The following is a 22,390-nucleotide window of genomic DNA, read 5'->3' on the forward strand; positions in this document are numbered from 1 at the left end:
CGAAGCGAACCGGGGGGCGCGGGGGGTCGCCTCCCCACGAGGAGCACTGCGATGACCCACCTCTCCTACGCCTCCGGCCCGTCCGCCGCGCCGCTGCTCGGCGACACGATCGGTGCCGACCTCGACCGGACGGTCACCGCCCACCCCGACCGGGACGCGCTCGTCGACCGGACCACCGCCCGCAGATGGACGTACGCGCAGCTGGCCGAGACCGTGGACGCGGTCGCGCTCGGGTTGCTGGACCTCGGCGTCGGCAAGGGCGACCGTGTCGGCATCTGGGCGCCGAACTGCGCGGAATGGGTGTTCGTGCAGTATGCGACGGCCAAGCTCGGCGCGATCCTGGTCAACATCAACCCGGCCTACCGCGTGCACGAGCTGGAGTTCGTGCTCAACCAGGCCGGGATCCGCACGCTCGTCGCCACCCCCTCGTTCAAGACGTCCGACTACGCGGCGATGATCGACGAGGTGCGGCCGAAGTGCGACGACCTGCGGGACGTCCTGCTCATCGGCCAGAACTCATGGACGGCGGTGCTCGACGCGGGCGCGGGCGGCGACCGGGCCAGGCTCGCGGAGATCGGGCGCACGCTGAGCGCCGACGATCCGATCAACATCCAGTACACCAGCGGGACGACCGGGTTCCCCAAGGGCGCCACGCTCTCGCACCACAACATCCTCAACAACGGTTTCTTCGTCGGCGAGCTGTGCGGCTACGACGAGGAGGACCGGATCTGCGTGCCGGTGCCCTTCTACCACTGCTTCGGCATGGTCATGGGCAACCTGGCGGCCACCAGCCACGGCGCGTGCATCGTCATCCCGGCGCCCGCGTTCGACGCGGCGGCCACCCTCGAAGCGGTCGCCGTCGAGCAGTGCACCTCGCTCTACGGCGTGCCGACGATGTTCATCGCCGAGCTGAACGAGCCGTCGTTCGACTCCCATGACCTCTCCTCGCTCCGGACCGGCATCATGGCGGGCTCCCCGTGCCCGGTCGAGGTGATGAAGCAGGTCATCGAGCGGATGGGGATGGAGGAGGTGACGATCTGCTACGGCATGACCGAGACCTCGCCGGTGTCCACCCAGACCCGCGCCGACGACTCGCTTGACCGCCGCGTGTCCACGGTCGGCACCGTCCACCCGCACCTGGAGATCAAGATCGTCGACCCGGAGACCGGGGTGACGGTGCCGCGCGGCACGCCCGGCGAGTTCTGCACCCGCGGCTACTCGGTGATGCTCGGGTACTGGCGCGAGCCGGAGAAGACGGTCGAGGCGATCGACCAGGCACGCTGGATGCACACCGGCGACCTCGCGGTCATGGACGAGCACGGCTACGTCAACATCACCGGGCGGATCAAGGACATGGTGATCCGCGGCGGCGAGAACATCTATCCGCGGGAGATCGAGGAGTTCCTCTACACCCATCCCGACATCCTCGACGCGCAGGTGATCGGCGTCCCCGACCACAAGTACGGCGAGGAGCTCATGGCCTGGGTGCGGCTGCGCCCGGGTGCCGAGCCGCTCACCGCCGAGGCCCTCCGCGCGTTCTGCTCCGGACGTCTCGCGCACTACAAGATCCCGCGCTACGTCCACGTGGTGGACGAGTTCCCGATGACCGTCACCGGCAAGATCCGGAAGGTGCAGATGCGGGCGGAGTCGATCGACATCCTCGGCCTGTCCGAGATCGCCTCGACCAGTCATGCCTGACGGACGGGCGGCACGAACGGACGGCACGGACTGGTGAAGCGGAGCTCTGGGAGGCATGCTGACATGCATGGGAGACGACGCCGGAGCGGTGCGTTCCGCGGTGCTGTCACTCCACCGGACCACAGGGCTCCCGGTGGTCTTCGGCGGTGCGCTGGCCGGGCAGGAAAGGCTCCGCATCACCGAGATGGTGGGCAACACGACCGATTCCCTGTCCGGGCTCGTGGTCAGGCAGGGCAGCGGGCTGGGCGGCAAGGCGATGGCCCTGGGCCGTCCGGTCTGGGTCAGCGACTATCCGCACGCAGCGACGATCAGCCACGACTACGACGCCCCGGTGTCGCGGGAGGGGCTGCTGTCGGTGGTGGCGGTGCCGGTCGTGGTGCGGCGCCGGGTGCGCGGCGTGCTGTACGGGGCGTTGCGCGAGCCGCTGTCGCTCGCCGACCGGGTGATCGCGACCGCGGTCGAGACCGTGCGCGACCTCGAACAGGACCTGGCCGTGCGTGACGAGGCGGACGAGGCCCTTGCCCGTCTCCAGCATCCGGGTGCCGGTGGCGGTGACCCCTCCGGTGCCGCCTCCGCCGCGCGCTGGGAGGAGGTCCGCGCCGTCCACGCCGAACTGCGCGGGCTCGCAGAGCAGGTCGCCGACCCGGAGGTGAAGGCGCGGCTGCTCCAAGCGTCCACCCGGCTGGCCATCGCGAACCAGGACGACGACGGCATGGAGGGACGGCCGGTCAGGTGCGACGTGCCACCGCCCGGTCCGGCCTTGTCGCCGCGCGAGGTGGACGTCCTGTCGTACGTGGCGATCGGCTGCACGAACGCCGAGGCCGCGCAGCGCCTGGGGCTGCTCCCCGAGACGGTGAAGAGCTATCTGCGGTCGGCCATGCGCAAGCTCGGCAGCCACACCCGGCTGGAGGCCGTCACCGCCGCACGCCGGGCAGGCCTCCTGCCCTGACCGGAAGGGCGGGGGCGGGAGAACCGATCAGCCCGGCGACGGGGTCAGCGACGCGTGGTGTCCGGACGCTCAGCAGCGCGGCCCCCGTGGCGCCCTGCGAAGCGGAGTGGTCACCACGAGCCCGCTGCGCCGGGCCATGATCGTTCGAGCCGTCCGGGCTACTCCGCGAATCATGGACGGCCGCCCCCGATGCGAAGACGTTAACACCTTCACGAACACATGTGTTCGTGACGTACGAGATTGTTCTCTGTCGTCCCGGCCGACCGGTTGGTAACTTTGTCACGTGGATTCCCCGGGCTACGAGGCACTGCCGAGGGGACGCCATCACCTCACTCGTGAGCAGGTCGTCGCCTCCCAGCGCGAACGCCTGCTCCAGGGCATCACGGAGGTCGTCGCCGAGAAGGGCTACCTCCGCACGTCGGTGGCCGACGTGATCAAGCGCGCCCGGGTCTCCAGGGAGACCTTCTACGAACACTTCGCGGACAAGCAGGCGTGCTTCCTGACGGCGTTCGAAGAGGGCGCCGAGCTGCTCCTGGCGATGGTCGAGAAGGCCGCGGGCCCGGAGGGCGATCCAGCCCTGACACGGCTCGAACGCACTCTCGCCGCCTATCTGGAAGGGCTCGCGGACGATCCCGCGGGAGCACGGACGTTCCTGCTGGAGGTCTACGCCGTCGGCCCCGCCGCGGCGGCGCGCCGGTTCCAGATTCAGCAGCGCTTCGTCGCGCTCATCAACGGCCTGCTGCGCGAAGACGATCGGTGGCTGCGGCTGCCGGATCCCGAGTTCGCCTCTCGCATCGTCGTGGGCGGCGTCGCCGCGCTGGTCACCGGCAAGGTCGCCGAGGGCGACCATGGCGGCCTCCCCGCCCTCGCCGAGCCGATCATGGCTCACGTCCGCAGCCTCATCGATCCCGCCGGCTGACCGGCCCCGGCCATGGCGTTGTCAGGGTGCCCCTGACGTCCTTAGTGTGTCAGGGACATCCTGACAACGGGAGCCCGAGATGCCCGACGATCCCCTGCAATGCTCGTTCTGCGGCAAGTGGAGCTTCGAGGTCGCCAAGCTGGTCGCCGGCCCCGGCGTCTACATCTGCGATGAGTGCGTCGACCTCGCCGACTCGATCGTCGAGGAGTACCGCGGCACGTCGTTCAACCCGCAGCTCCCCCTCTGGGGTGAGCTCACCGACGAGCAGATGCTCGCTCAGATTCCCCGGATCTCCGCCGCGGCGGACCAGGTCGAGGCCAACCTGCGCTCCTGGGTCCAGGAGCTGCGCCGCCGCGGCGTCACCTGGGCGAAGATCGGAGAGGCCCTGGGCGTGACCAGGCAGTCGGCCTGGGAACGTTTCTCCGGCGAGAAGTAGGCGTCAGGGCGTCATCCGCGAAACCGCGTTAGCGAACATCCACGTAGTCGGAGCCGCTCGTGGTGCCGAAGTAGCGTGGACCACCCCAGAACGCCACGCGCCATGAGCCGTCCCTCTTGGCCGTGAAGCGCTTGCGGAACTTGCCATAGCGGTCGGTGGTCACCGCACCCGCGTACACCCACTTGGCGGAGCCCTTCGCCCGGAAGTAGACGTTGACCCGCTTGCCGGGCAGTCCCTTCCAGCCACCGTTGAACGCGTACAGCCGGCCGAGCACGGTCAGGGCGCGGCCGCGACGGACGGGTTCCGGGCCGGCGTTGACGCCGGCGAAGCCAGTCCGGGCCACGACCGCCAGCTTCTGCAGCGATGCCCACGAGCCGTTGAAGACGCTCCAGTTGCCGGTCGGGTAGGGATTGCCGGCGGTCCCAGGGGCGTACTGCCACATGGTGTGCGTCTTCCATCCAGGCGGGACCGCGCCCGGCGTGGTGTTGTACCTGGCCACCCAGAGCGGGTGCGAGCCGAAGGTGGCATTGGCGCCGGTGCACTTCACCCACCAGGCGGTGTTGGTGTAGATCATCGGCCGCCGGCCGGTGCGCTGGAAGTAGCGGTCACTGAACGCGCGGATCCAGTTCACCATCTGCGCCGGCTTGAGGTTGTAGCAGGTGTCGAGGTTGTTGCTGTACGGGTTGTTCTCAACGTCGAGGACGCCGGGCAGGGTCCAGCCGTCCTGCCGCCATCCGCCGCCGTGGTTGATGAACCAGTCGGCCTGGACGGCGCCGCTCGACTTGTGCGGCAGCGCGAAGTGATAGGCGCCGCGGAGCAGTTTGGCGTTGCGAGAGCCGTTGTACTGCGCGGCGAAGTACGGGTTGACGTAGCCCCCGTCAGGCTCGGCCCTGGTGTCGGCGCCCTCGGTCGCCTTGACGAAGGCGAATCGGATCCCGTCCCGGTAGTGCTTCGCCCAGTCGATGCTCGGGCCCTGGTACGAGGCGACGTCGACGCCGCGGATGCCTGCAGGGGCGGCCTTCGCGGAGTAGCCGCCGCGCGGCGCCGTGGCGGCCTGCCCTACACCGGCGTATGCGTCGCCGGGACGGAGCCCTGCCGACGCGGAGGGGGGCGGAGACGGGTCGGCGAACGCGGAACCGGAGATCGCCACGCCGGAAACGGCGGTGGCAGCGGCCAGGCCCACGCGGGCCGGCACAGTCAGACGCTTCATTTCTTGGCTTCCTGCTCTTGCTGACGGTCCATCGGGATCGCGGGGAGCAGCAGCACAGCACCTCACCTGCATCGTTGTCCACGTACGTATCAATGCACGAGTGATGAGAGATCGGATATCGATGCAGGTGAGGGCGATGGTCGTTCGGACATACTGGGCCAAACTGTGATCAAGTGGTCCTCCGGGCCCGATCCCGGAGAGCTCTCTCAGATGACCAGGCTGGGCAGGCCCGCCATTGCGAACTGCGGGTGGACCTAGCGGGTGACTCCGTCCGGTGCGCGGCGCAGCGACCGGCCCGGCAAGGCGCCGGTGTGCCGGCCGTCCCCCATGACCGCGACGCCACCGACGAAGACGTAGGGAATGCCCTCCGCCTGCTGGCGGGGCTCCGCGAACGTCGCCGTGTCCCGCACGGAGGCGGGGTCGAACAACACGAGGTCGGCGTGGTAACCGGGGCGGATCAGGCCGCGGTCCGCGAGCTTGAGCCGTCGCGCCGCCCGCCCGGTCAGGTGCGAGACGCACTCTTCGAGTGACAGCACACCGAGTTCGCGGACGTAGTGCCCCAGATAGCGAGGGAACGTCCCCCACGCGCGCGGATGCGGCTTGGCCGGGGCCAGCAGCCCGTCGCTCCCGCCGGTGTGCGCGGGATGTCGCATGATGGCCTGGACGTTCTCCTCATGCCCGACATGCTGGAGGATCGTGGTCGACAACTCGTCGGCGACGAGCCGTTCGCAGTAGACGTCGAACGCGGGCCGACCGGTCACGGCGGCCACCTCGGCCACGGTGCAGCCGATCATCTTCAGGTCCCGGGAGCCCGAGATCTCGATCGTCTCCCACTCCGACGGGACGCCGTGGCAGCCGTCGGAGCCCTCGACCTCCATCGTGTGGCGGATCCGTTCCCGCGTCTCCGGGTCGGCGAGCCGGGCCAGGGTCGCCGCCGGGCCGCCTTCGGACGCCCAGCTCGGCAGCAGGGCGGCGAGCGTCGTGGCACCCGGCAGGTAGGGATAGGTGTCGAGGCTGATGTCGCAGCCGTCCGCGATGGCCTCGTCCAGGAGCCGCAGGAGCTCAGGAGCGCGGCCGCGGTTGACGCCGAAGTTCATGGTCGCGTGGGCGAGATGCAGCGGGCACCTCGACTCCCGCGACACCCGCACCATGTCGGCGTAGGCCTCCAGGGCACCCGCGCCATACGAACGATGGTGCGGCGCATAGAAACCACCGAGCGACGCGACGACCCGGCACAGCTCGATCAGCTCTTCGTCGTCCGCGAACATCCCGGGCACGTAGGTCAGTCCGCTCGACATACCGACCGCGCCCTCGCGCATGCCGGTCGCGACGAGGTCACGCTGCCGGTCGAGCTCCGCCGCAGTGGGCGCGCGGTTCTCCCAGCCCATCGCGAGCATCCGCACCGATCCCTGCGGCACGAGGTAGCAGGCGTTGACCGCGATGCCCTGATCGAGCCGGTCGAGGTACTCGCCGACGCTTCGCCAGTTCCAGTCGAAGCCCGCCGGGTCGCCGTTCCAGCCCGCGATCGTCTGCCGCAGCGCGGGGAGCGTGCCGTCGTCCACCGGCGCGTACGACATGCCGTCCTGGCCGATGACCTCGCAGGTGACGCCCTGGCTGACCTTGGCGAGGTGATCCGGCTCCACCAGCAGCGCCAGATCGGAGTGGGCGTGCATGTCGATGAATCCGGGGGCCAGCACGAGCCCCGTCGCGTCGATGATCCGTCCGCCGGCAAGCCCCAGGCCGATCGCCTCGATGCGCCCGTCCGTCACGGCGACGTCGGCGACGCGGCCGGGCGCGCCCGTGCCGTCCACCACCGTGGCGCCACGTATCACCAGGGCGGACATCAGAACCAGGTCCGGATCAGATCGACCACGACGGGCTGTTCGGCGCCCGCGTCGTCGACGACCGGAAGCAACGTCCATTTGTCGATCGCGGTGCACGGATGGGACAGGCCGAGCCTGACCACGTCGCCCACTTCGACGTCACCGCCTTCGAGGAACGTGTGCTGGTCGTTCATGGCGGTGACGCGGGCGCCCGCGAGCCGCTCCGGCCCGGCGCCGCGGACCAGCTGGGGTTTGGGCATGCCCTCGTCGAACGGCAGGTCGCGCTTGCCGGTGTCGAGGAGGGCGAGTGCGGGCTCCGGCCGTGAGACGACCCTGCCCCAGCCGTGCATGGCGGAGCGGAGCCGTTCCTCCGCCGCACCGCGCGCGAAGGGCGAGATCCGCCGGTAGAAGCCGTCGTCGTGAATGACGTAGGCGCCCGACCGCAGCACCACCTGGCAACCGTCCAGGCCGGTCAGCACCTCGGTGACCTGGTCGAAGAAGGAACTGCCGCCCGCTGTCACGATCGGCTCGTCCGTCTCGTACTCCAGCCGCCCGTGCAGATCGGCCAGCCTGCGGAGGTACGCGTCCACCGCGGCGCGTCCCGCCTCTGACGCGTCGTGCGCCAGCGCGCCCTCGTATCCGCCGAGCCCTGCCAGCCTCAAGGCAGGGGCCTTGCGGACCGCCTCGGCGACCGCCAGCGCCGTCCCCTCGTCACGGGCGCCCGTACGACCGTGCGGGCCACCGAGCTCGACGCAGACATGGACAGCACGTTGGACGCGTGCGGCCCGCAGCGCCTCATCCATCAGCTCGACCGTGCGAGGTGAGTCGACCCAGGAGACGAACGTGAAGTCCGGGTCTGTGTCCAGCTCACCCCCGATCCATGCCAGCCCCGCAGGGTCGACGAGCGCGTTGGCCAGGAGCAGCCGCTGCACGCCGAACGCGCGGGCGACGCGCAGTTGCGGCAGGTTGGCGAGGGTGATGCCCCAGGCCCCGGCGTCGAGCTGCCGCCGCCACAGCTCTGGCGCCATCGTCGTCTTACCGTGCGGAGCGAGGCGCACGCCCGCCCGCTCGGACCAGCCGGCCATCAGCCGCAGATTGTGATCGAGGGCCCCGGCATCGAGCGTGAGCAACGGGGTACCGAAGTCGTCGAGGGTGGGCCGACCACGGAGATACTCCTCGACCGTCGAGCCATGGGCGGCGGCCGGAATCGCCTTGAACCGCCAGTCGAGATGCTCGGTGCGCTGCGCGTCGACGGCGGCGCTGTCGATACCCATACCGACCTCCTCTGTTGCACATGATGCAACATTCACTATGTGCTGCTGCGAGGGCCGGGTGCTCGCGGCCACTTCGATCTCGGTGCCTGACGTCGTGTTGAATCGTGATCAGGTGCTGGAGTTGTTGCCGGAGTTGCTCGCCACGACCCGGGCCATCTCCGCCGACTGCGGATACGAGGAGAGAGTGTGAGCGACAAGACCGCCATCAAGACCGACGCCGCCCCCGCGCCACTGCCGGTGTTCTCGCAGGGCGTTCGCAAGGGGCCGCTGCTCCAGGTGTCGGGCCAGGGCTCGATGGAGCCGGGCACCGGCGCGTTCGTGCACGAGGGCGACGTGAAGGCGCAGACGCGGCGCACGCTGGAGAACGTCCGGGCGATCCTGGAGGCGGGCGGCGCGAGCGTCGAGGACGTGCTGATGTTCCGCTGCTACCTGACCAAGCGCGAGGACTTCGGGCCGATGAACGAGGCGTACGAGGAGTTCGTCCAGGAGCACTGCCCCAGCGGCGTGCTGCCCTCCCGCACCACCGTCTTCGTCGATCTGCCGCTCCCGCAGATGCTCGTGGAGATCGACGCCCTCGCCGCCGTGGACTAGCCGGGCCGGTCGTCCTTCAGCCGGTCGGTGGCCACCAGTTCCAGGGTGATGAGCACAGCGACGGCCTCGATCGCGAGCAGGCCGATGAGCACAAGCACCTGGGTGGCTCCGGCCTCCAAGGGGTCGGCGCCGCCCAGCAGCACACCGACGAACGCGCCGGGGAGCGTGACGAGCCCGACCGTGCGCGTCTGGTCCAGCGCGGGGATCAGCGCGAGCGCGGCGGCCGACCGGCAGACCTCCAGCGCGGCGTCGCGGGGAAGCAGCCCCAGCGCGAGCCCGCCCTCGTACTCCCCGCGCCGCGTTCGCAACTCGTCCAGCGCGCGGCGGCCGGTCAGCGCGCAGGCGGTCATCGCGCCGCCGATGAAGATACCGGCGATCGGCAGCACCGCCACCGGGCGCAACGGCACCAGCGTCGAGGCGAGCAGCAGGCCCAGGACGGGCGCGACGCCGGCGGCGATCGGCAGCATCGCCCACCAGGCCCGGCCACGCGTCGATCCGGTGATCCTGCGACCCGCGGTGGCGGCCGCGATGACCACCATGCCGGCGACGAACACCGCCGTCCATCCCGCACTGCGCAGCACCGCCGCGATGAGCAGCGAGACGGCCGCGAGCTGCGCGGTCGCACGCACCGCGGCGACCACGACCTCGCGGCCGAGTCCCAGCCCGCCGAGGCGCACCAGCCATGCCGCCGCGACCGTGAGGACGACGAGGACCAGGCCGAGCAATGGCCCGACGTCGGGCGCCGCACTCATGACTTCCCCCCGAACCAAACGACGCGCATCGTCCGCCAACTCATTTGAAGCGATTGTGATCTGACTGGCACCGCGTAACCCTCGCAAACCCCGCTAACGTTGCCTTGTGGGGGATCTCGAGTCGAGTGGGCCATCTCGCCGGAAGGCGCTCGGACTGATGGGCGTGGCCGGCTTCTTCGCTTTGGGCGCCGACAGCGTGCTCGGCTCCTCGGAGCCGGGCAAGGCCGCGCCGCACACGGCCGTACCAAGGCCGCGGGCGGTGATCCATCCCTCGCCACCATCGTCCACGGTCGCGCCGAACCAGCCGGCGCCGCCCCCGCCGACGCCGACCGTTCCACCGTCGCCCCGGGCCGCGTCCTGGTCGCCCGCCAGGTTGACCACGCCCAAGCCACGCAAGCCGCTCCGCGACCTGCAGGATCTGGTGCCGCCGCCACCGCCGAAGACGATCGCGCTGACCATCGACGACGGCCCGCACCCGCTCTACACACCGCAGGTGCTCGACGTGCTGGCCGAGCACGAGGTGCGCGCGACGTTCTTCATCATCGGCGAGCAGGTCATCGAATACCCGAAGCTCACCCGGCGCATCGCCGACGCGGGCCATCAGGTGTGCAACCACACCATGACCCACCCGCTCTCACTCGGCCGCCTGTCCACCAAGAAGGTGCGGCAAGAGATCGTCGAGGCGCACGACCGGATCGCGCAGTCGACCGGCATCGTGCCCACGTTCTTCCGGGCGCCGGGCGGCAACTGGTCGAAGGCGACCCTCGACATCATCGGCGAGCACGGGATGTTGCCGGTCGACTGGGCCGTCGATCCGCAGGACTGGAGACGGCCCGGTGTGGGCAGCATCCGGCGCGGACTCCTCAAGTGCGGCTCCGGTGACATCCTGCTCTGCCATGACGGCGGCGGCGACCGCTCGCAGACGGTGAAGGCGCTGCGCGGCGCCATTCCCAAGCTGAAAAAGCGCGGTCTGACCTTCGTCTCACTCTGATCCGGATCGACCGCCGTACCTTTGCGGCATTTCGGACATTGGGCGCATTTCAGAGTGGGATCTACACAGTGTTTGCCCGGCATGAAGTCTATCGTCAGGGAAACGAGGACAGTCTCCCTCCGAGGAGATTGCGGCCAATACGCCCAATCTGCACCACGAGGGAGAAGAAATGCGTACGAGCATTCGCACTGGGGTGGCGCTTTCCATCTCGGCGCTGACCATGAGCGGTACCGCCGTGCTCACCTCCGGCAGTGCCGAGGCCGCCGCCACGCAGACACCCGCCGCCGCGACGACCACCGCATCCACCATCGCTCCGGAGGCCGAGCGGACGTGCCGCTACTATGTCTGGCCCCGGCGCGGCACTTTCGTCCACAGGACGCCGTGGGGCAGGAGGATCGGTCACCTCCGCCACGGAAAGGTCGTGCTGGCGCAATGCCGTCGGTCACACGGCTGGGTCAAGCTTCGCGGAAACGTCAGGCCGAGGTTCATTGGAAAGTGGGTATACCGCCCACACCTGGTTCGGTTCGGGTTTGGCTTTCCCGGCGACGACTTCTCGTAGATGAGCACGAACAACGGCTCCGTGCGCCGCGCGGAGCCGTTGTTCTGCCCGCGCCAGTTATGAACGGGTCAATTTCACGGGTCGGTTTCGCACGGGTCAGGAGATCTGGTCGGCGGCCCGGGGCGGCGGCACGATGGCGCCGACCATGCTCAGCCGCTTGGCCATCCGTTCCTCCGCCGCGTCTGAGGCCACGGTCTGCTTCCTGATCCTCAGCCGCGCCCAGCGGGACACCGGGACCGCCGACCGGTTGACCGCCTGCCAGCGGTCGGTGAGGGCGGCGAGGGACTCGCGGGCCTGTTCGAAGTACTGTGCCTGCAAGTCCACCTGGCGAGCCTGGCGGGCCATCGCCTGCACTTCTTGAAACGCCTCCGCCGACTCGTTCGCCTGGCCTTCCCGGCGCGCCGGGCCGAGCATCCCGAGGAGAGCGGACAGCAGTGCCGCTCCGAGGGCCAGCCCGCCTGCGACGATCTCGTGCCGGTTGCCGGCGAGCATCATGCTCCCGGCGACTCCGGACGCCAGCACCGCGCTCACTGCCAGGCAGATGTTGAGCGCGCGCCACACCCGCGCGGTCTCCTCCTGGCACAACGTCGCGCAGGAACAGGTCTCCTCGATCCAGAACAGTTCCGCACCGACCGCCCCGCGCCAGGAGTACTCGAGTGCGCGGCCGGGTCCCGGCCCGGCTCCGCCGGGTGATGTGCCGCCGCTCGGATCCGTGTCCGCCATGACGAGGCCCCCCTGTGCGCTTGCGTGGTCAGCGCCATGGTCAGGGAACGGGCCGCCGCCCTCATCCGCCGATACACAATCCGGGCGTCGCCTTTGCCGAGGCATCGGGACGCAGGCCCGCGAATAGATCGTCCTCGACTGGCCGGAGGGGGTGTACTCAGGTACACCCCCGGTCCGGGTTGCGGGCACACTGTGGGCGGCAGGCCCTCGTCGGAGACTGGACTTCGAAGACGGCGAGCCACGGAGGCAGCACGATGAGCAGTGACACGACGAGCAGTGAGTTGGCGAAGGAGAACTGGGCCGCGGAGCGGCTGAGGGCGCCGTGGCGCGGGTTCCGGCTGAGCCTGCTGGCCTTTCCCGCAATCGCCCTGGCGACGCTGCTGATCACCTCGTACTCGCTGGTGACCAGCGTGGTCGGCATCCTGATGGTGCCGCCGGTGGTCATGCTGGCGCGGTCGCTCATGAACGTGTACCGCGACCTGATCGGCAAGTGGACCGGCGTTCAGATCGAGCGGCCGTACCTGCCCGAGCCGCCGGAAGAGGAGGACCCAGGCTTCGTCGGCCAGTGGAACCGCTTCGTCCGGCTGTCCTCGGACCCCGCGACCTGGCGTGACATGGCCTGGCTGGTCGCGGACCCGATCGTCGTGTTCTTCACCGCGGCGCTGCCGTTCTACCTGGTCGCCTACGGCCTGTGGGGCCTGATCCTGGCGGGCGGCATGGGCGATGTGATCGCCAACGCCGGCGGGCAGGAGTGGTACGGCTTCATCCCCATCCAGCAGGGCTACGGCAACGACGGCGCGAAGGTGACCGCCACGGTGCTGCTCGGCACGGTCTTCATGGTCGCCGGTTTCCTGTCCGGGCCGCGCCTGCTCAAGGTGTACGGCCGGTGGGGGCAGTCGCTCCTCGGGCCGACCGAGAAGTCGAAGCTGGCCCTGCGCGTCCAGCACCTGACCGAGACCCGTTCCGAGGCCGTGGACGCGTCGGCCGCCGAGCTCCGCCGCATCGAGCGGGACCTGCACGACGGCGCCCAGGCACGGCTGGTCGCGATGGGCATGACGCTCGGCGCGATCGAGCACCTCCTCGACAAGGACCCGGCCAAGGCGCGGCTGCTGCTCGCCGAGACGCGCCAGTCGTCGGCCAAGGCGCTGCACGAGCTGCGCGACCTGGTCCGCGGCATCCACCCGCCGGTCCTCGCCGACCGCGGCATCGGCGACGCCGTCAAGGCCCTGGCCCTGGACCACCCGCTCCAGGTCGAGGTCGAGTCCACGCTGCCCGGCCGCCCCCAGCCGCCGGTCGAGTCCGCCGCGTACTTCGCGGTGTCGGAGATCCTCACCAACGCCGCCAAGCACTCGGGCGCGAGCCGCGTCTGGATCGACCTGCGCTACGAGAGCGGCTTCATGAGGATCACCGTCACCGACGACGGCCACGGCGGCGCGACCCTGGAGGGCGGCACGGGCCTGCGCGGAATCGAGCGCAGGATCGGTACATTCGACGGCGTACTCGCCCTGAACTCCCCCGTGGGCGGCCCGACGATCGTGACCCTGGAGCTGCCGTGCGAGTTGTCCTCGCCGAAGACCTTGCCCTCCTGAGGGAAGGCCTGGTCAGCCTGCTCGAATCGCACGGCTTCGAGATCGCCGCCGCGGTCGACAACGGCCCTTCGCTCCTCAAGGCACTGCTCGACCACCGCCCCGACGTGGCGGTGGTCGATGTGCGCCTGCCGCCGTCGTTCACCGACGAGGGGCTGCAGGCGGCGCTGGAGGCTCGCCGCCAGGTGCCGGGGCTGCCGGTCCTGGTCCTGTCCCAGTATGTCGAGCAGCTGTACGCGCGGGAGCTGCTGGCCGACGGCAGCGGCGGGATCGGTTACCTGCTCAAGGACCGGGTGTTCGACGCCGAGCAGTTCATCGACGGTGTCCGCCGGGTCGCGGCGGGCGGCACCGCGATGGACCCGGAGGTCATCTCGCGGCTCGTGGCGCGCGGCACCCGGGACCAGCCGCTGGGCCGGCTGACCCCGCGCGAGCTGGAGGTCCTGGAGCTGATGGCGCAGGGCCGTTCGAACGCGGCCATCGCCCAGCAGCTCGTCGTCACCGAACGGGCCGTCACCAAGCACACCGCCAACATCTTCAGCAAGCTCGACTTGGCGGTCTCAGACGACGACAACCGGCGCGTGCTCGCCGTCCTCGCGTACCTCAACCGCTCCTAGTCCGCGCCTGGCGCGTCCGGCGGATCCGAGGGCAATCCCCAGAACGAGCCGCGCAGCCCGGCGTCGCGCAGGTAGGCGGCGGCCGTGGCGGGCTCGCGGCGCGTGTACCCGCGGTCGAGGCGGCCCGCGTACCAGCCGCGCGCGAGCCGCCACAACGTGGCGAGGTCCATGACGTAGCCGCGCTCGTTGCCCGAGCGTTCAAGCCAGTCGTCCACGCAACGCTCCCCGCAGAAAAGCCGCTGGTGTCCGCAGGTGTGGACGACGTCGTCCCACATCCGTGTCACCGGAACGAGAAAGTGCGCGACCTGCTCTCCGGCGGGCGGCGCCTCCCTGCGGACCACCCAGGCGTGCGCCCGGTCGCAGCCGGGGCAGCGTGTGGAGACCAGGACGTCCGGCTCGTCCAAAAGCAGATGGGCGAGCGCGAACGAATCCCACGCACACCCGCCCCACCACAACGTGGATGTCCCCATGACGGCGAAGCCGAGCGGGATCGACGAGAACGGGTGTGCCATCACCACCCGGTCCTCGTCATCGAGCACGACATGACGCAGCTCCGCCAGGACCCGGAGACCACCACGGACGGTTTCGGGACGCACTCCGAACCGTTCGGCCAGCTCTGGCAGTTCCGGTGCCCGTCCGGTCTCCGCGAAGCCGCGATACACGGCCAAGCGCAGATCCTCGTTGTCGATCGCCACCCCGCCACCCTAAACCGGCCGAATGGAAAGTACTTGCCACATTGGAAAGTACTTGCCAGACTCGAACCATCGGCAAGGAGGCGAAATGAGCGAGCGAGATGGACTGACCTCGGCGGGCGCTGCCGCCGCGCTGGCCCGCGCGGACGAGTTGCGGGCGTCGGTGCGCGAGCGCGGGCGCTGGCTGGTCCGGTTCCAGCTGGCCTATGGCGCGATGTCCCTGGTGGCGGTCCTGATGCTCGGCTTGGTCGACTGGCCCGCCGGCATCGTGATCAGCGTGGCGTTCTGGGCCGTCACGCTCCCGCCGCTGATCTTCTACGCGGTGCGGCAACCGGTCGCGCACCGCGGCATGGCACGCTCCCACCTGGTGATGATGGCGGCCTGGACGGTGCTCTACTTGGCGGTGCTCATGCCCGGCACACAGATGCAGGGCGAGCCCGGCTGGTGGGTTCCGGGCGCGGTCGCGGTGTCGTTGCCGGGATTCGTCGCCGCGTACCTGACGTCGCGGCGTGTGACCGGCCGGGCGGCGCGACCGTGAACCACCCCCGGCACGAACTCGACGAAGTCATCCACGCACCGGTGCGCTTTTCCATCGTGGCAACCCTCGCGGCGGCGGAGAAGGCCGAGTTCGCGTACGTCCGGGACGCCGTCGAGGTGAGCGACTCGGTGCTCTCCAAGCAGGCGACCACGCTGGAGAAGGCGGGCTACGTCAAAATCACCAAGGGCTATGTCGGGAAACGCCCGCGCACCTGGCTGTCGTTGACCGCACGTGGCCGGACGGCGTTCGCGGCGCATGTCGCGGCACTGCGCGCGATCACTGAGGCCGCGGGCGACGTGACGCCCTCCTAGCGAGGCGGAACCGGCGGATGTTCACGCGTTGGTCTTGCCTTCCCGCCATTTCGGGCTATCAGGGTCGGTACATGGTGTTCTATCTTGCCAGGCAGAAGAAGGCCCTTCTGGAGGGGCGCCATGACCGCGATTCTCATCCTCCTCTGCCTGGCGATCGCCGGACGCGAGCTCTATCTGTCGTTCGACAGGAAACGGACCGGAACGGCGCCGGCGCCCGAGATCGCCGACATCCGCACCCAGCTCACCGCGCTCAAGGGCACCCGCGAGGAACTCGAGGAGTTCCGCGGCGTCCAGCGCGAGCAGCTCGAACGGCTGGCGGCCGGGCAGGTCACGCACGCCGAGTCGCTGCAGGAGACCGATGCCCGCATCCGCTCGCTCATCTCCCAGATCAACGACCGGATGCTGCCCGAGATCAATGACCGGCTCACGCAGCAGCGCGACTCCGTCGACCGGCTGGCCGAAGAGGTGGCCCGGCTGCGCGGCCATCTGATCGGGCGCCTCGACCAGGCCGTCGCGGCCTCGCTGGGCGCCGGCCCGATCGACACGGTCGCGGGCGGGCTCGGCACCGAGGGCGCGGAGGCACCGTCCGGCCTGATCCGGGCGTACGAGCGGTTCGCCGAACGGTACGGCCTGCGCGTCGAGCTGTCCGACCCCACCGGGGAGGACACGAGCTGGAAGGCCCGCTACTACCTGTCCGGACGCAGCCCGCGCGATCTCGAACGCGACTTCATCGACCTCGTCCGGCGGCTGCGCGCGTCCAGCGGCACACCGAACGGGACGGAGACCGAAGCCGCGAACGCGCTGCTGCGTTCCCTTCACGGCATCGAGATGGGCGGCGCTCAGGTCGGCCCGTTCGTCCTCGTCCGTACGCCGGAGGCCATGCTCTGCGGCGTGTTGTCGCTCGCCGAGCTGCGCAAGGCCGGACCGGCGCGGCTGCTGGCCGATCCGGTCGGCGCGGCGGTACGGCTGCATGGCCTGCCGGAGAGCCGGTTCTGCGACCTGTCGGCCTTCAACGGGTCGGAGCGCTCCAGGTGAAGTTGGGTTTCCGGCGTTCGAGGAACGCCGCGACGCCCTCGGCCACATCACCGCCCGCGACGACCTCATCCAGCCATGCCCGTACGCGCTGCTCCACCGGAGCGCCGGCGGCGATGGCGTCGACGATCTCCTTGGTCGCCTGCTGCGTGAGGAGGGAACGGGAGGCCAGCGTGGCGGTGAACTCCGCGACCCGCGCGCGCAGCGATCCGGCGGGGACCACCTCGTCCAGGAGCCCGATGCGGAGGGCGTGCTCGGTACCGATGAGGTCGGCGGAGTAGAGCAGGTACTTGGCGGCCGCCGGGCCGACGAGCCGCACGATGCGCGTCGTCGCGGACGCCGGGTAGACGATGCCTAGCTTGGCCGGGGTGATGCCGAACCGCGCGCCCTCCGCCGCGAAGCGCAGGTCGCACGCGGCCGCGAGCTGGCAGCCGCCGCCCACGCAGAAGCCCTCGATGGCCGCGATGGTGGGCTTGGGGAACGCGGCGAGGGCCTCCTCGGCCTTCGTCGACAGGTGCCCCTCGTCGTGCCGGTTGATGTCGGCGAGCTCGCCGATGTCCGCGCCCGCGCAGAAGTCGCCGCCGGCGCCGGTGAGGACGACGACGCGCACGGACGGATCAGCCGCCAGCCGGTCCAGCAGCACGGGCAGCTCGCGCCACATCTCCGCCGTCATGGCGTTGCGCTTGGCGGGCCGGTCGATCGTGATCGTGCCGACGCCTTCCGCCACGTCAGCGCGCAGGCTCTGCTCATCTGCCACCGGCCCATCTGCCACCGGCTGCTCATCGGGCATCGGCTCCCCCTCGGGTCTCGCTACGGCGCGCGGTCATCGTACGTACCCGGAGATCTCGACCCCGAGACCGGGCCGGGGATTCTCCGCCCTGCGGACGATGACACGCCGCCCGATGTACACCCAGGGGTGAGATGTAAGACACCCCTTACGAGGGAGGAATTCACCGGGGGTTCAGCGGATTCTAAATGGACGGGCGGCCCCGAGGATCGGAGTTCGTGGTGCCACAAAGCACACGCGTCTTCTGGACCATTCAACTCGACGACGTCATGGCGTCCGCCGCCGACTGGGCTGGGGCCAAGGCCGCCAATCTCGCCCGCGCGGCGCGGCACGACCTGCCCGTACTGCCCGGGTTCGTCATCCCGGTGAGAAGCGACACCACGAGCGCCGAAGCCGATGGCGATCGCTATCTGCACACCGGCGAGCTGCGCGAGGCCTGGGCGAAGCTGAGCCGTGGCGGTGAGATCCCACTGGTCGTCCGTTCGTCCTCCACGATGGAGGACGGCGTGGTCTCCTCGATGGCCGGACGGTTCGTCTCGGTGCTCGACGTGACCGGCTGGGAACCCTTCCTGACCGCAGTCGGCGCCGTCCAGGAGTCGTCTTCGGCCCCCGGCACGATGGCCGTGCTGGTCCAGCCGCAGCTGACGGCGGCGGCCGGCGGAGTGATGTTCGGCGCCGACCCGGTGGACGGCCGGACCGACCGCGTGATCGTCTCGGCGGTGCCCGGCGGGCCGCAGGCCCTGGTCGGCGGCGAGGTCAACGGCACCCGGTACGCGCTCACGCGACGCGGCCGCGTCATCAGCGTCGAGCACGACGACGGCAGGTCCACCGGCGACTCCGGCGACACCGGCGAGGTGGATCAGGGGCCGCTGACCCGGATGCAGTTGCGAGCGCTGGCGCGGCTGGCGGCGAAGGCGGCGGCCGTGTTCGGCGGGCCGCAGGACGTGGAGTTCGCCTTCGACCACGACGGACGGCTCTGGTTGCTGCAGAGCCGTCCGGTGACCGCGCTCGCGCCCGTCCCGCCACGACGGGCGACGCTGCTCGGTCCGGGGCCTGTCGCCGAGACGCTGCCCGATCCGCTCGCCCCGCTGGAGGAGGACCTCTGGCTCGCGCCGCTGAACCACGGCATCGGCGAGGCGCTGGCCACCGCCGGTGCGGTGTCCCGGCGGGCGCTGCGCAAGAGCCCGACCGTGCTCGCGGTCGGCGGCCGGGCGGCGGCCGACCTGCAGCGGCTGGGGGCCGCTCCAGGACGCCGGTCCCGGCTGCGGATGCTCAACCCGGTGCCCGCCGTACGGCGGCTGTCGGTGGCCTGGCGGGTCGGACGGCTCCGCGCCGACCTGCCGGACCTTGCGGCGCAGACGGCGGCGGCGGTGGACGCCGACCTCGCGGCCGTGCCGCCGCTCGCCGAGATCACCGATGCGCAGCTCATCGCGGCGCTGCGCTGGACCCGGGCGGCGCTCGCCGCCCTGCACGGACAGGAGGCACTCGCGGGGTCGTTGCTCTCCGAGGGCACCGGCGGTGACACCGGCAGTGCGGCCGCACAGGGGCTGGCCGCGCTGCACCGGGGGCGCTCCCGTGGCCAGGACGACGCGCAACTCCTGGCCGCGGAACCCACCGTCCTCGCCCTGACCCCGCCCGCCATCACCTCCGCGCCGCGCCTTCCGGCCGTGACCGCCGACCCGCTCGACCCGCCCGCCGTCACCGGGACACTGCCACCGCGCGAGATCCTGCGGCTCCGGATCCGCTGGGTCCAGGAGCTGGGCGCGCGGCTCGCGTGGGCGGCAGGGCAACGGCTCACGGCGTCGGGAGTGCTGCCGTCACCCGAGCTCGTCCGGACGCTGCGCTTCGACGAGCTCGACAATGCGCTCACCAGCGGCGCGACCATCGACCGCCGCCCCGTGCCGCCGCCGCGTTCCGCGCCGCTGCCCACCGTGTTCCGGCTGGCGGGCGACCGGATCGTGGCGGAGGCCGCGCCGACAGGGGACGGGGCGCGTCCCGCGGGCGGCGGCCGGGGCTCCGGGCCGGTGCACTCCGGCCCGGACGCTCCCCCGGCAGGATCGGTGCTCGTCGTCGACACCCTCCGGCCGTCCCTCGCCACCTCCCTGCCGAAGCTGGCCGGGCTGGTCGCCGAGACCGGCAGCCCGCTCTCCCACCTGGCGATCCTCGCGCGCGAACTGAACGTCCCAACGGTCGTCGGCCTCCGCGGCGCGCTGGATCGTTTCCCGCCCGGCACCGACCTCCTGGTGGACGGCGACACCGGCCGGGTCGAGATCCTCGCGCTGGTCGCCGACCAGCGACCGGACGAGGAGTCGGTGGCGTGAACGGCACGACGGTGAAAGGCACCACGCGTCTGGTCTACGCCGGACTGGGCGCGATGGTGGTCTTCACCGGTGGCTATGTCGTGGTCTACCTGGCGCGCTGGGAGTGGCAGCGCGCCCTGATGGCGGGTGAGCTCCTGCTGATCAGCCTGGTCGTCCTGCTCGCGGTCGCGGGCGCGCACCGGCTGGCGCGGCTGGAGCGACGCCTGAGCCTGCTGATCGAGAACACGCTGATCGAGAACACGCAGGGCCGGCCTGCGCCGCCCGGCGTCCACGAGCCTCGCCTGTCCGCCGTTCCGTCACCGCGGGAAGCCGAACGGTCCTACGCGGCGGGCGAGGAGGCGGCTGAGACGCCGAGCTTCCGGTGGCTTGCGCCCGAGCCGGAGTCGTACAAGGTCTTCATCCCCGTGCTGCTCGGCGCGGGGATCATGGTGTCCGGCCTCGCGGCACTCGTGGAACGCATGGCGGCGGCGCTCGGCGGTTCCGCGCGCCGGGCCGGCGCCGGGTCCGGGACGGCCTTCGGGCAGGTACGGGCACCGGCGTCTCTCGCCCTTCCTTCGGGCGGCGTCCTCGCGGGCGCGCCGGACCTGTCGCCCCCGCCCGGTCCCGACCGCCGCCGGCGGCTCAAGGTGGCGGCGATCGCGCTGGCGGTCCTCGCGGTCGCCGCGCTGATCGTCATCGAGATGGCGGAGCACACGCAGGATCGGCCGGACTCGCCCGTCGACGCCGCCGCCAGCACGCTCATCATCGAGGCCAGCACCAACGGCCCGACCGGAGCCGCCACCGTCGACCCGCTGGCCACACGGCTGTGGGAGTACTGCCGGGGCTCGACCAGGCCGTACCTGGACAAGGGCGGCCTCGCGCCGCTCGGCGACCGGCAGTACGCGCTCGTCGTGCGGCCCGCGCTGGGCGAGCACGCGCTGCGGCGGCTGCGCGGGTGCCTGGAGGACGCGGTCATCGACCACGGCTCGTTCCGCGTCGTCTCCGTCCAGCCCGAGCCCGCAGACGACTGAACGGCCGGCTCAGCGGCCGGCTTGGCGCCTGGCCCAGCGGCCGGCATGAAACACGTCACCACGTCGGGGAATGCGCGACGGCCACGTTGTGCTGTACTGTCAAAGTAACGCCTTCGTGATCCGTGACACGTTGATGACGAACCGAAGGTGTCTCTTCCCCGCCCGGGCCATCTGAGCGTCCGGAGATGCGAGTTCCCCATTCATCATCGCCCAGGATCCGTTGCAGGCCCCGGGCCTCCGCACCGAGGGAGCCACCGTCAGCCCGGCGAACCGAGCTGCTGTACCTCCGCTCTTCTCAGGTGTGCAGAAGGGATGCACATGCCCGACACCACCACCACGATCACGGCCGAGCGCTCCAAGCAGGCCTCCAAGACTCAGGCCCCCAGGAGTCAGGCCGCCAGAACTCAGGCCGCCAGGACCCAGGCGGCCAAGACTCAGGCCACCCCCGGCGACGATCTGATCCTTCCCTTCCACGGCATCCTGGCCGTCGAGGACAAGCACGCGTTCGTGCGGACCAGCGGATACCTGTCCGGACCGGACGACGTCTACGTGTCGCTCGCCCAGATCAAGGCGAGCGGCCTGCGCCCCGGTGACGCCGTCGCCGGCACCGCACGCGCACCGCGTTCGGGCAGGGAGAAGTACAACGCCCTGGTCCACGTCGAGACGGTCAACGGCATCACGCCCAAGGAGGCGGCCGGCCGGCCCGAGTTCGGCAAGCTGACCCCGCTGTACCCGGACGAGCGGCTGCGGCTGGACACCGGCGCCATGGCGACCCGCGTCATCGACCTCGTCTCGCCGATCGGCAAGGGCCAGCGCGGCCTCATCGTGTCGCCGCCGAAGGTCGGCAAGACGATGATCATGCAGTCGCTCGCCAACTCCATCGCCGAGAACAACCCCGAGTGCCACCTCATGGTCCTCCTCATCGACGAGCGGCCGGAGGAGGTCACCGACATGCAGCGGACCGTCCGCGGCGAGGTCATCCACTCGACCTTCGACAAGCCCGCCCAGGCGCACACGGCGCTGGCCGAGCTGGCCGTCGAACGGGCCAAGCGCCTGGTCGAGCTCGGCCACGACGTGGTCATGCTGCTCGACTCCATCACCCGGCTCGGCCGGGCCTACAACCTCGCGGCTCCCTCCAGCAGCCGCATCCTGGCGGGCGGCGTGGCGGCGACCGCGATCTACCCGCCCAAGAAGTTCTTCGGCGCCGCCCGCAACATCGAGAACGGCGGCTCGCTGACCATCCTCGCCACGGCCCTCGTCGAGACCGGCTCGCGCATGGACGACGTGTTCTTCGAGGAGTACAAGGGCACCGGCAACATGGAGCTCAAGCTCGACCGTGGCCTGGCCGACAAGCGGATCTTCCCCGCGGTCGACATCGACGCCTCCGGCACCCGCCGCGAAGAGCTGCTGATGTCCTCCGAAGAGCTGACGCTCAACTGGCGGCTCCGCCGCGTTCTCCAGGGCCTTGAACGGCAGCAGGCCATCGAGGTGCTTCTGGACAAGATGAAGGACACCTCGTCCAACGCCGAGTTCCTGCTCAAGGTGCAGCAGACGACCTGAGCCTCTGCGCGCTC

General features: G+C 70.6%; 20 protein-coding genes and 1 pseudogene. 14 read left to right on the forward strand and 7 right to left on the reverse strand.

Annotation, left to right across the window (positions count from 1 at the left end):
* Nucleotides 1-51 precede the first annotated feature (51 nt).
* The 4 genes and pseudogenes from F8566_RS08345 to F8566_RS50950 form a co-directional block, all read left to right on the forward strand.
* Nucleotides 52-1,698, forward strand: coding sequence for an AMP-binding protein (locus F8566_RS08345; protein WP_151559349.1), 1,647 nt, complete (start codon nucleotides 52-54; stop codon nucleotides 1,696-1,698).
* Between the two features lie 67 nt (nucleotides 1,699-1,765).
* Nucleotides 1,766-2,647: a helix-turn-helix transcriptional regulator gene (locus F8566_RS08350; protein WP_151559350.1), complete on the forward strand. Its 882-nt coding sequence runs from the start codon at nucleotides 1,766-1,768 to the stop codon at nucleotides 2,645-2,647.
* A gap of 283 nt (nucleotides 2,648-2,930) precedes the next feature.
* On the forward strand, nucleotides 2,931-3,566 hold the full coding sequence (locus F8566_RS08355) for a TetR/AcrR family transcriptional regulator (RefSeq protein ID WP_151559351.1): 636 nt from the start codon (nucleotides 2,931-2,933) through the stop codon (nucleotides 3,564-3,566).
* 79 nt (nucleotides 3,567-3,645) lie between these two features.
* Nucleotides 3,646-3,774, forward strand: a pseudogene (locus F8566_RS50950) (ClpX C4-type zinc finger protein); the annotation flags it as partial.
* Between the two features lie 256 nt (nucleotides 3,775-4,030).
* Here F8566_RS50950 and F8566_RS08365 read toward each other — a convergent pair.
* The 3 genes from F8566_RS08365 to F8566_RS08375 all read right to left on the reverse strand — a co-directional run bounded on the left by F8566_RS08365 (nucleotide 4,031) and on the right by F8566_RS08375 (nucleotide 8,309).
* Entirely contained in the window at nucleotides 4,031-5,212 is a 1,182-nt protein-coding gene (locus F8566_RS08365; RefSeq protein WP_151559353.1) for a GH25 family lysozyme, read from the reverse strand.
* 254 nt (nucleotides 5,213-5,466) lie between these two features.
* Complete coding sequence (locus tag F8566_RS08370) at nucleotides 5,467-7,056, reverse strand: N-acyl-D-amino-acid deacylase family protein (protein WP_151559354.1); 1,590 nt, start codon at nucleotides 7,054-7,056, stop codon at nucleotides 5,467-5,469.
* On the reverse strand, nucleotides 7,056-8,309 hold the full coding sequence (locus F8566_RS08375; protein ID WP_151559355.1) for an amino acid deaminase: 1,254 nt from the start codon (nucleotides 8,307-8,309) through the stop codon (nucleotides 7,056-7,058). The genes F8566_RS08370 and F8566_RS08375 overlap by 1 nt, the downstream gene beginning before the upstream one ends.
* Before the next feature lie 186 nt (nucleotides 8,310-8,495).
* Here F8566_RS08375 and F8566_RS08385 point away from each other — a divergent pair, with 186 nt between their 5' ends.
* The gene (locus F8566_RS08385) at nucleotides 8,496-8,900 is read left to right on the forward strand and encodes a RidA family protein (protein WP_151559356.1); all 405 of its coding nucleotides are present in this window, start codon (nucleotides 8,496-8,498) and stop codon (nucleotides 8,898-8,900) included.
* Here F8566_RS08385 and F8566_RS08390 read toward each other — a convergent pair.
* The gene (locus F8566_RS08390; protein ID WP_151559357.1) at nucleotides 8,897-9,652 is read right to left on the reverse strand and encodes an ABC transporter permease; all 756 of its coding nucleotides are present in this window, start codon (nucleotides 9,650-9,652) and stop codon (nucleotides 8,897-8,899) included. The two genes, F8566_RS08385 and F8566_RS08390, sit on opposite strands and share 4 nt — an antisense overlap.
* A 157-nt stretch (nucleotides 9,653-9,809) precedes the next feature.
* Between F8566_RS08390 and F8566_RS08395 the strand changes: the two genes are divergently transcribed.
* Complete coding sequence (locus F8566_RS08395; protein ID WP_151559358.1) at nucleotides 9,810-10,643, forward strand: polysaccharide deacetylase family protein; 834 nt, start codon at nucleotides 9,810-9,812, stop codon at nucleotides 10,641-10,643.
* Nucleotides 10,644-11,298: 655 nt separating this feature from the next.
* On the opposite strand, the gene F8566_RS08400 is transcribed toward F8566_RS08395, so the two are convergent.
* Entirely contained in the window at nucleotides 11,299-11,925 is a 627-nt protein-coding gene (locus tag F8566_RS08400) for an SLATT domain-containing protein (RefSeq protein ID WP_151559359.1), read from the reverse strand.
* Nucleotides 11,926-12,179: 254 nt separating this feature from the next.
* Between F8566_RS08400 and F8566_RS08405 the strand changes: the two genes are divergently transcribed.
* Both F8566_RS08405 and F8566_RS08410 read left to right on the forward strand, forming a co-directional pair.
* Complete coding sequence (locus tag F8566_RS08405) at nucleotides 12,180-13,514, forward strand: sensor histidine kinase (protein ID WP_151559360.1); 1,335 nt, start codon at nucleotides 12,180-12,182, stop codon at nucleotides 13,512-13,514.
* Nucleotides 13,478-14,125: a LuxR C-terminal-related transcriptional regulator gene (locus F8566_RS08410; protein WP_151559361.1), complete on the forward strand. Its 648-nt coding sequence runs from the start codon at nucleotides 13,478-13,480 to the stop codon at nucleotides 14,123-14,125. Before F8566_RS08405 ends, F8566_RS08410 begins: the two co-directional genes overlap by 37 nt.
* Here F8566_RS08410 and merB read toward each other — a convergent pair.
* Nucleotides 14,122-14,820 (reverse strand): organomercurial lyase, encoded by a 699-nt coding sequence (gene merB / locus F8566_RS08415; protein ID WP_225992961.1) that lies wholly within the window; start codon nucleotides 14,818-14,820, stop codon nucleotides 14,122-14,124. The genes F8566_RS08410 and merB overlap by 4 nt on opposite strands.
* Before the next feature lie 85 nt (nucleotides 14,821-14,905).
* Between merB and F8566_RS08420 the strand changes: the two genes are divergently transcribed.
* The 3 genes from F8566_RS08420 to F8566_RS08430 all read left to right on the forward strand — a co-directional run bounded on the left by F8566_RS08420 (nucleotide 14,906) and on the right by F8566_RS08430 (nucleotide 16,701).
* Nucleotides 14,906-15,355 (forward strand): hypothetical protein, encoded by a 450-nt coding sequence (locus F8566_RS08420; protein WP_151559362.1) that lies wholly within the window; start codon nucleotides 14,906-14,908, stop codon nucleotides 15,353-15,355.
* Complete coding sequence (locus F8566_RS08425; protein ID WP_151559363.1) at nucleotides 15,352-15,666, forward strand: winged helix-turn-helix domain-containing protein; 315 nt, start codon at nucleotides 15,352-15,354, stop codon at nucleotides 15,664-15,666. The genes F8566_RS08420 and F8566_RS08425 overlap by 4 nt, the downstream gene beginning before the upstream one ends.
* A gap of 120 nt (nucleotides 15,667-15,786) precedes the next feature.
* Complete coding sequence (locus F8566_RS08430) at nucleotides 15,787-16,701, forward strand: hypothetical protein (RefSeq protein ID WP_151559364.1); 915 nt, start codon at nucleotides 15,787-15,789, stop codon at nucleotides 16,699-16,701.
* Here the strand turns inward: F8566_RS08430 and F8566_RS08435 are convergent.
* A complete protein-coding gene (locus F8566_RS08435) occupies nucleotides 16,676-17,488 on the reverse strand; it encodes an enoyl-CoA hydratase/isomerase family protein (RefSeq protein WP_151559365.1) in 813 nt (270 codons plus the stop codon). The two genes, F8566_RS08430 and F8566_RS08435, sit on opposite strands and share 26 nt — an antisense overlap.
* 218 nt (nucleotides 17,489-17,706) lie before the next feature.
* On the opposite strand from F8566_RS08435, the gene F8566_RS08440 reads away from it, so the two are divergent.
* From F8566_RS08440 to rho, 3 genes are all read left to right on the forward strand, one after another.
* Complete coding sequence (locus tag F8566_RS08440; protein WP_192809576.1) at nucleotides 17,707-19,806, forward strand: PEP/pyruvate-binding domain-containing protein; 2,100 nt, start codon at nucleotides 17,707-17,709, stop codon at nucleotides 19,804-19,806.
* Nucleotides 19,803-20,816: a hypothetical protein gene (locus tag F8566_RS08445; protein ID WP_151559367.1), complete on the forward strand. Its 1,014-nt coding sequence runs from the start codon at nucleotides 19,803-19,805 to the stop codon at nucleotides 20,814-20,816. Before F8566_RS08440 ends, F8566_RS08445 begins: the two co-directional genes overlap by 4 nt.
* A gap of 318 nt (nucleotides 20,817-21,134) precedes the next feature.
* Nucleotides 21,135-22,376, forward strand: a complete 1,242-nt coding sequence (gene rho / locus F8566_RS08450; protein ID WP_151559368.1) for a transcription termination factor Rho — start codon at nucleotides 21,135-21,137, stop codon at nucleotides 22,374-22,376.
* Nucleotides 22,377-22,390 lie beyond the last annotated feature (14 nt).

The sequence above is a fragment of the Actinomadura rudentiformis genome (assembly GCF_008923185.1).
Lineage (GTDB): Bacteria > Actinomycetota > Actinomycetes > Streptosporangiales > Streptosporangiaceae > Spirillospora > Spirillospora rudentiformis.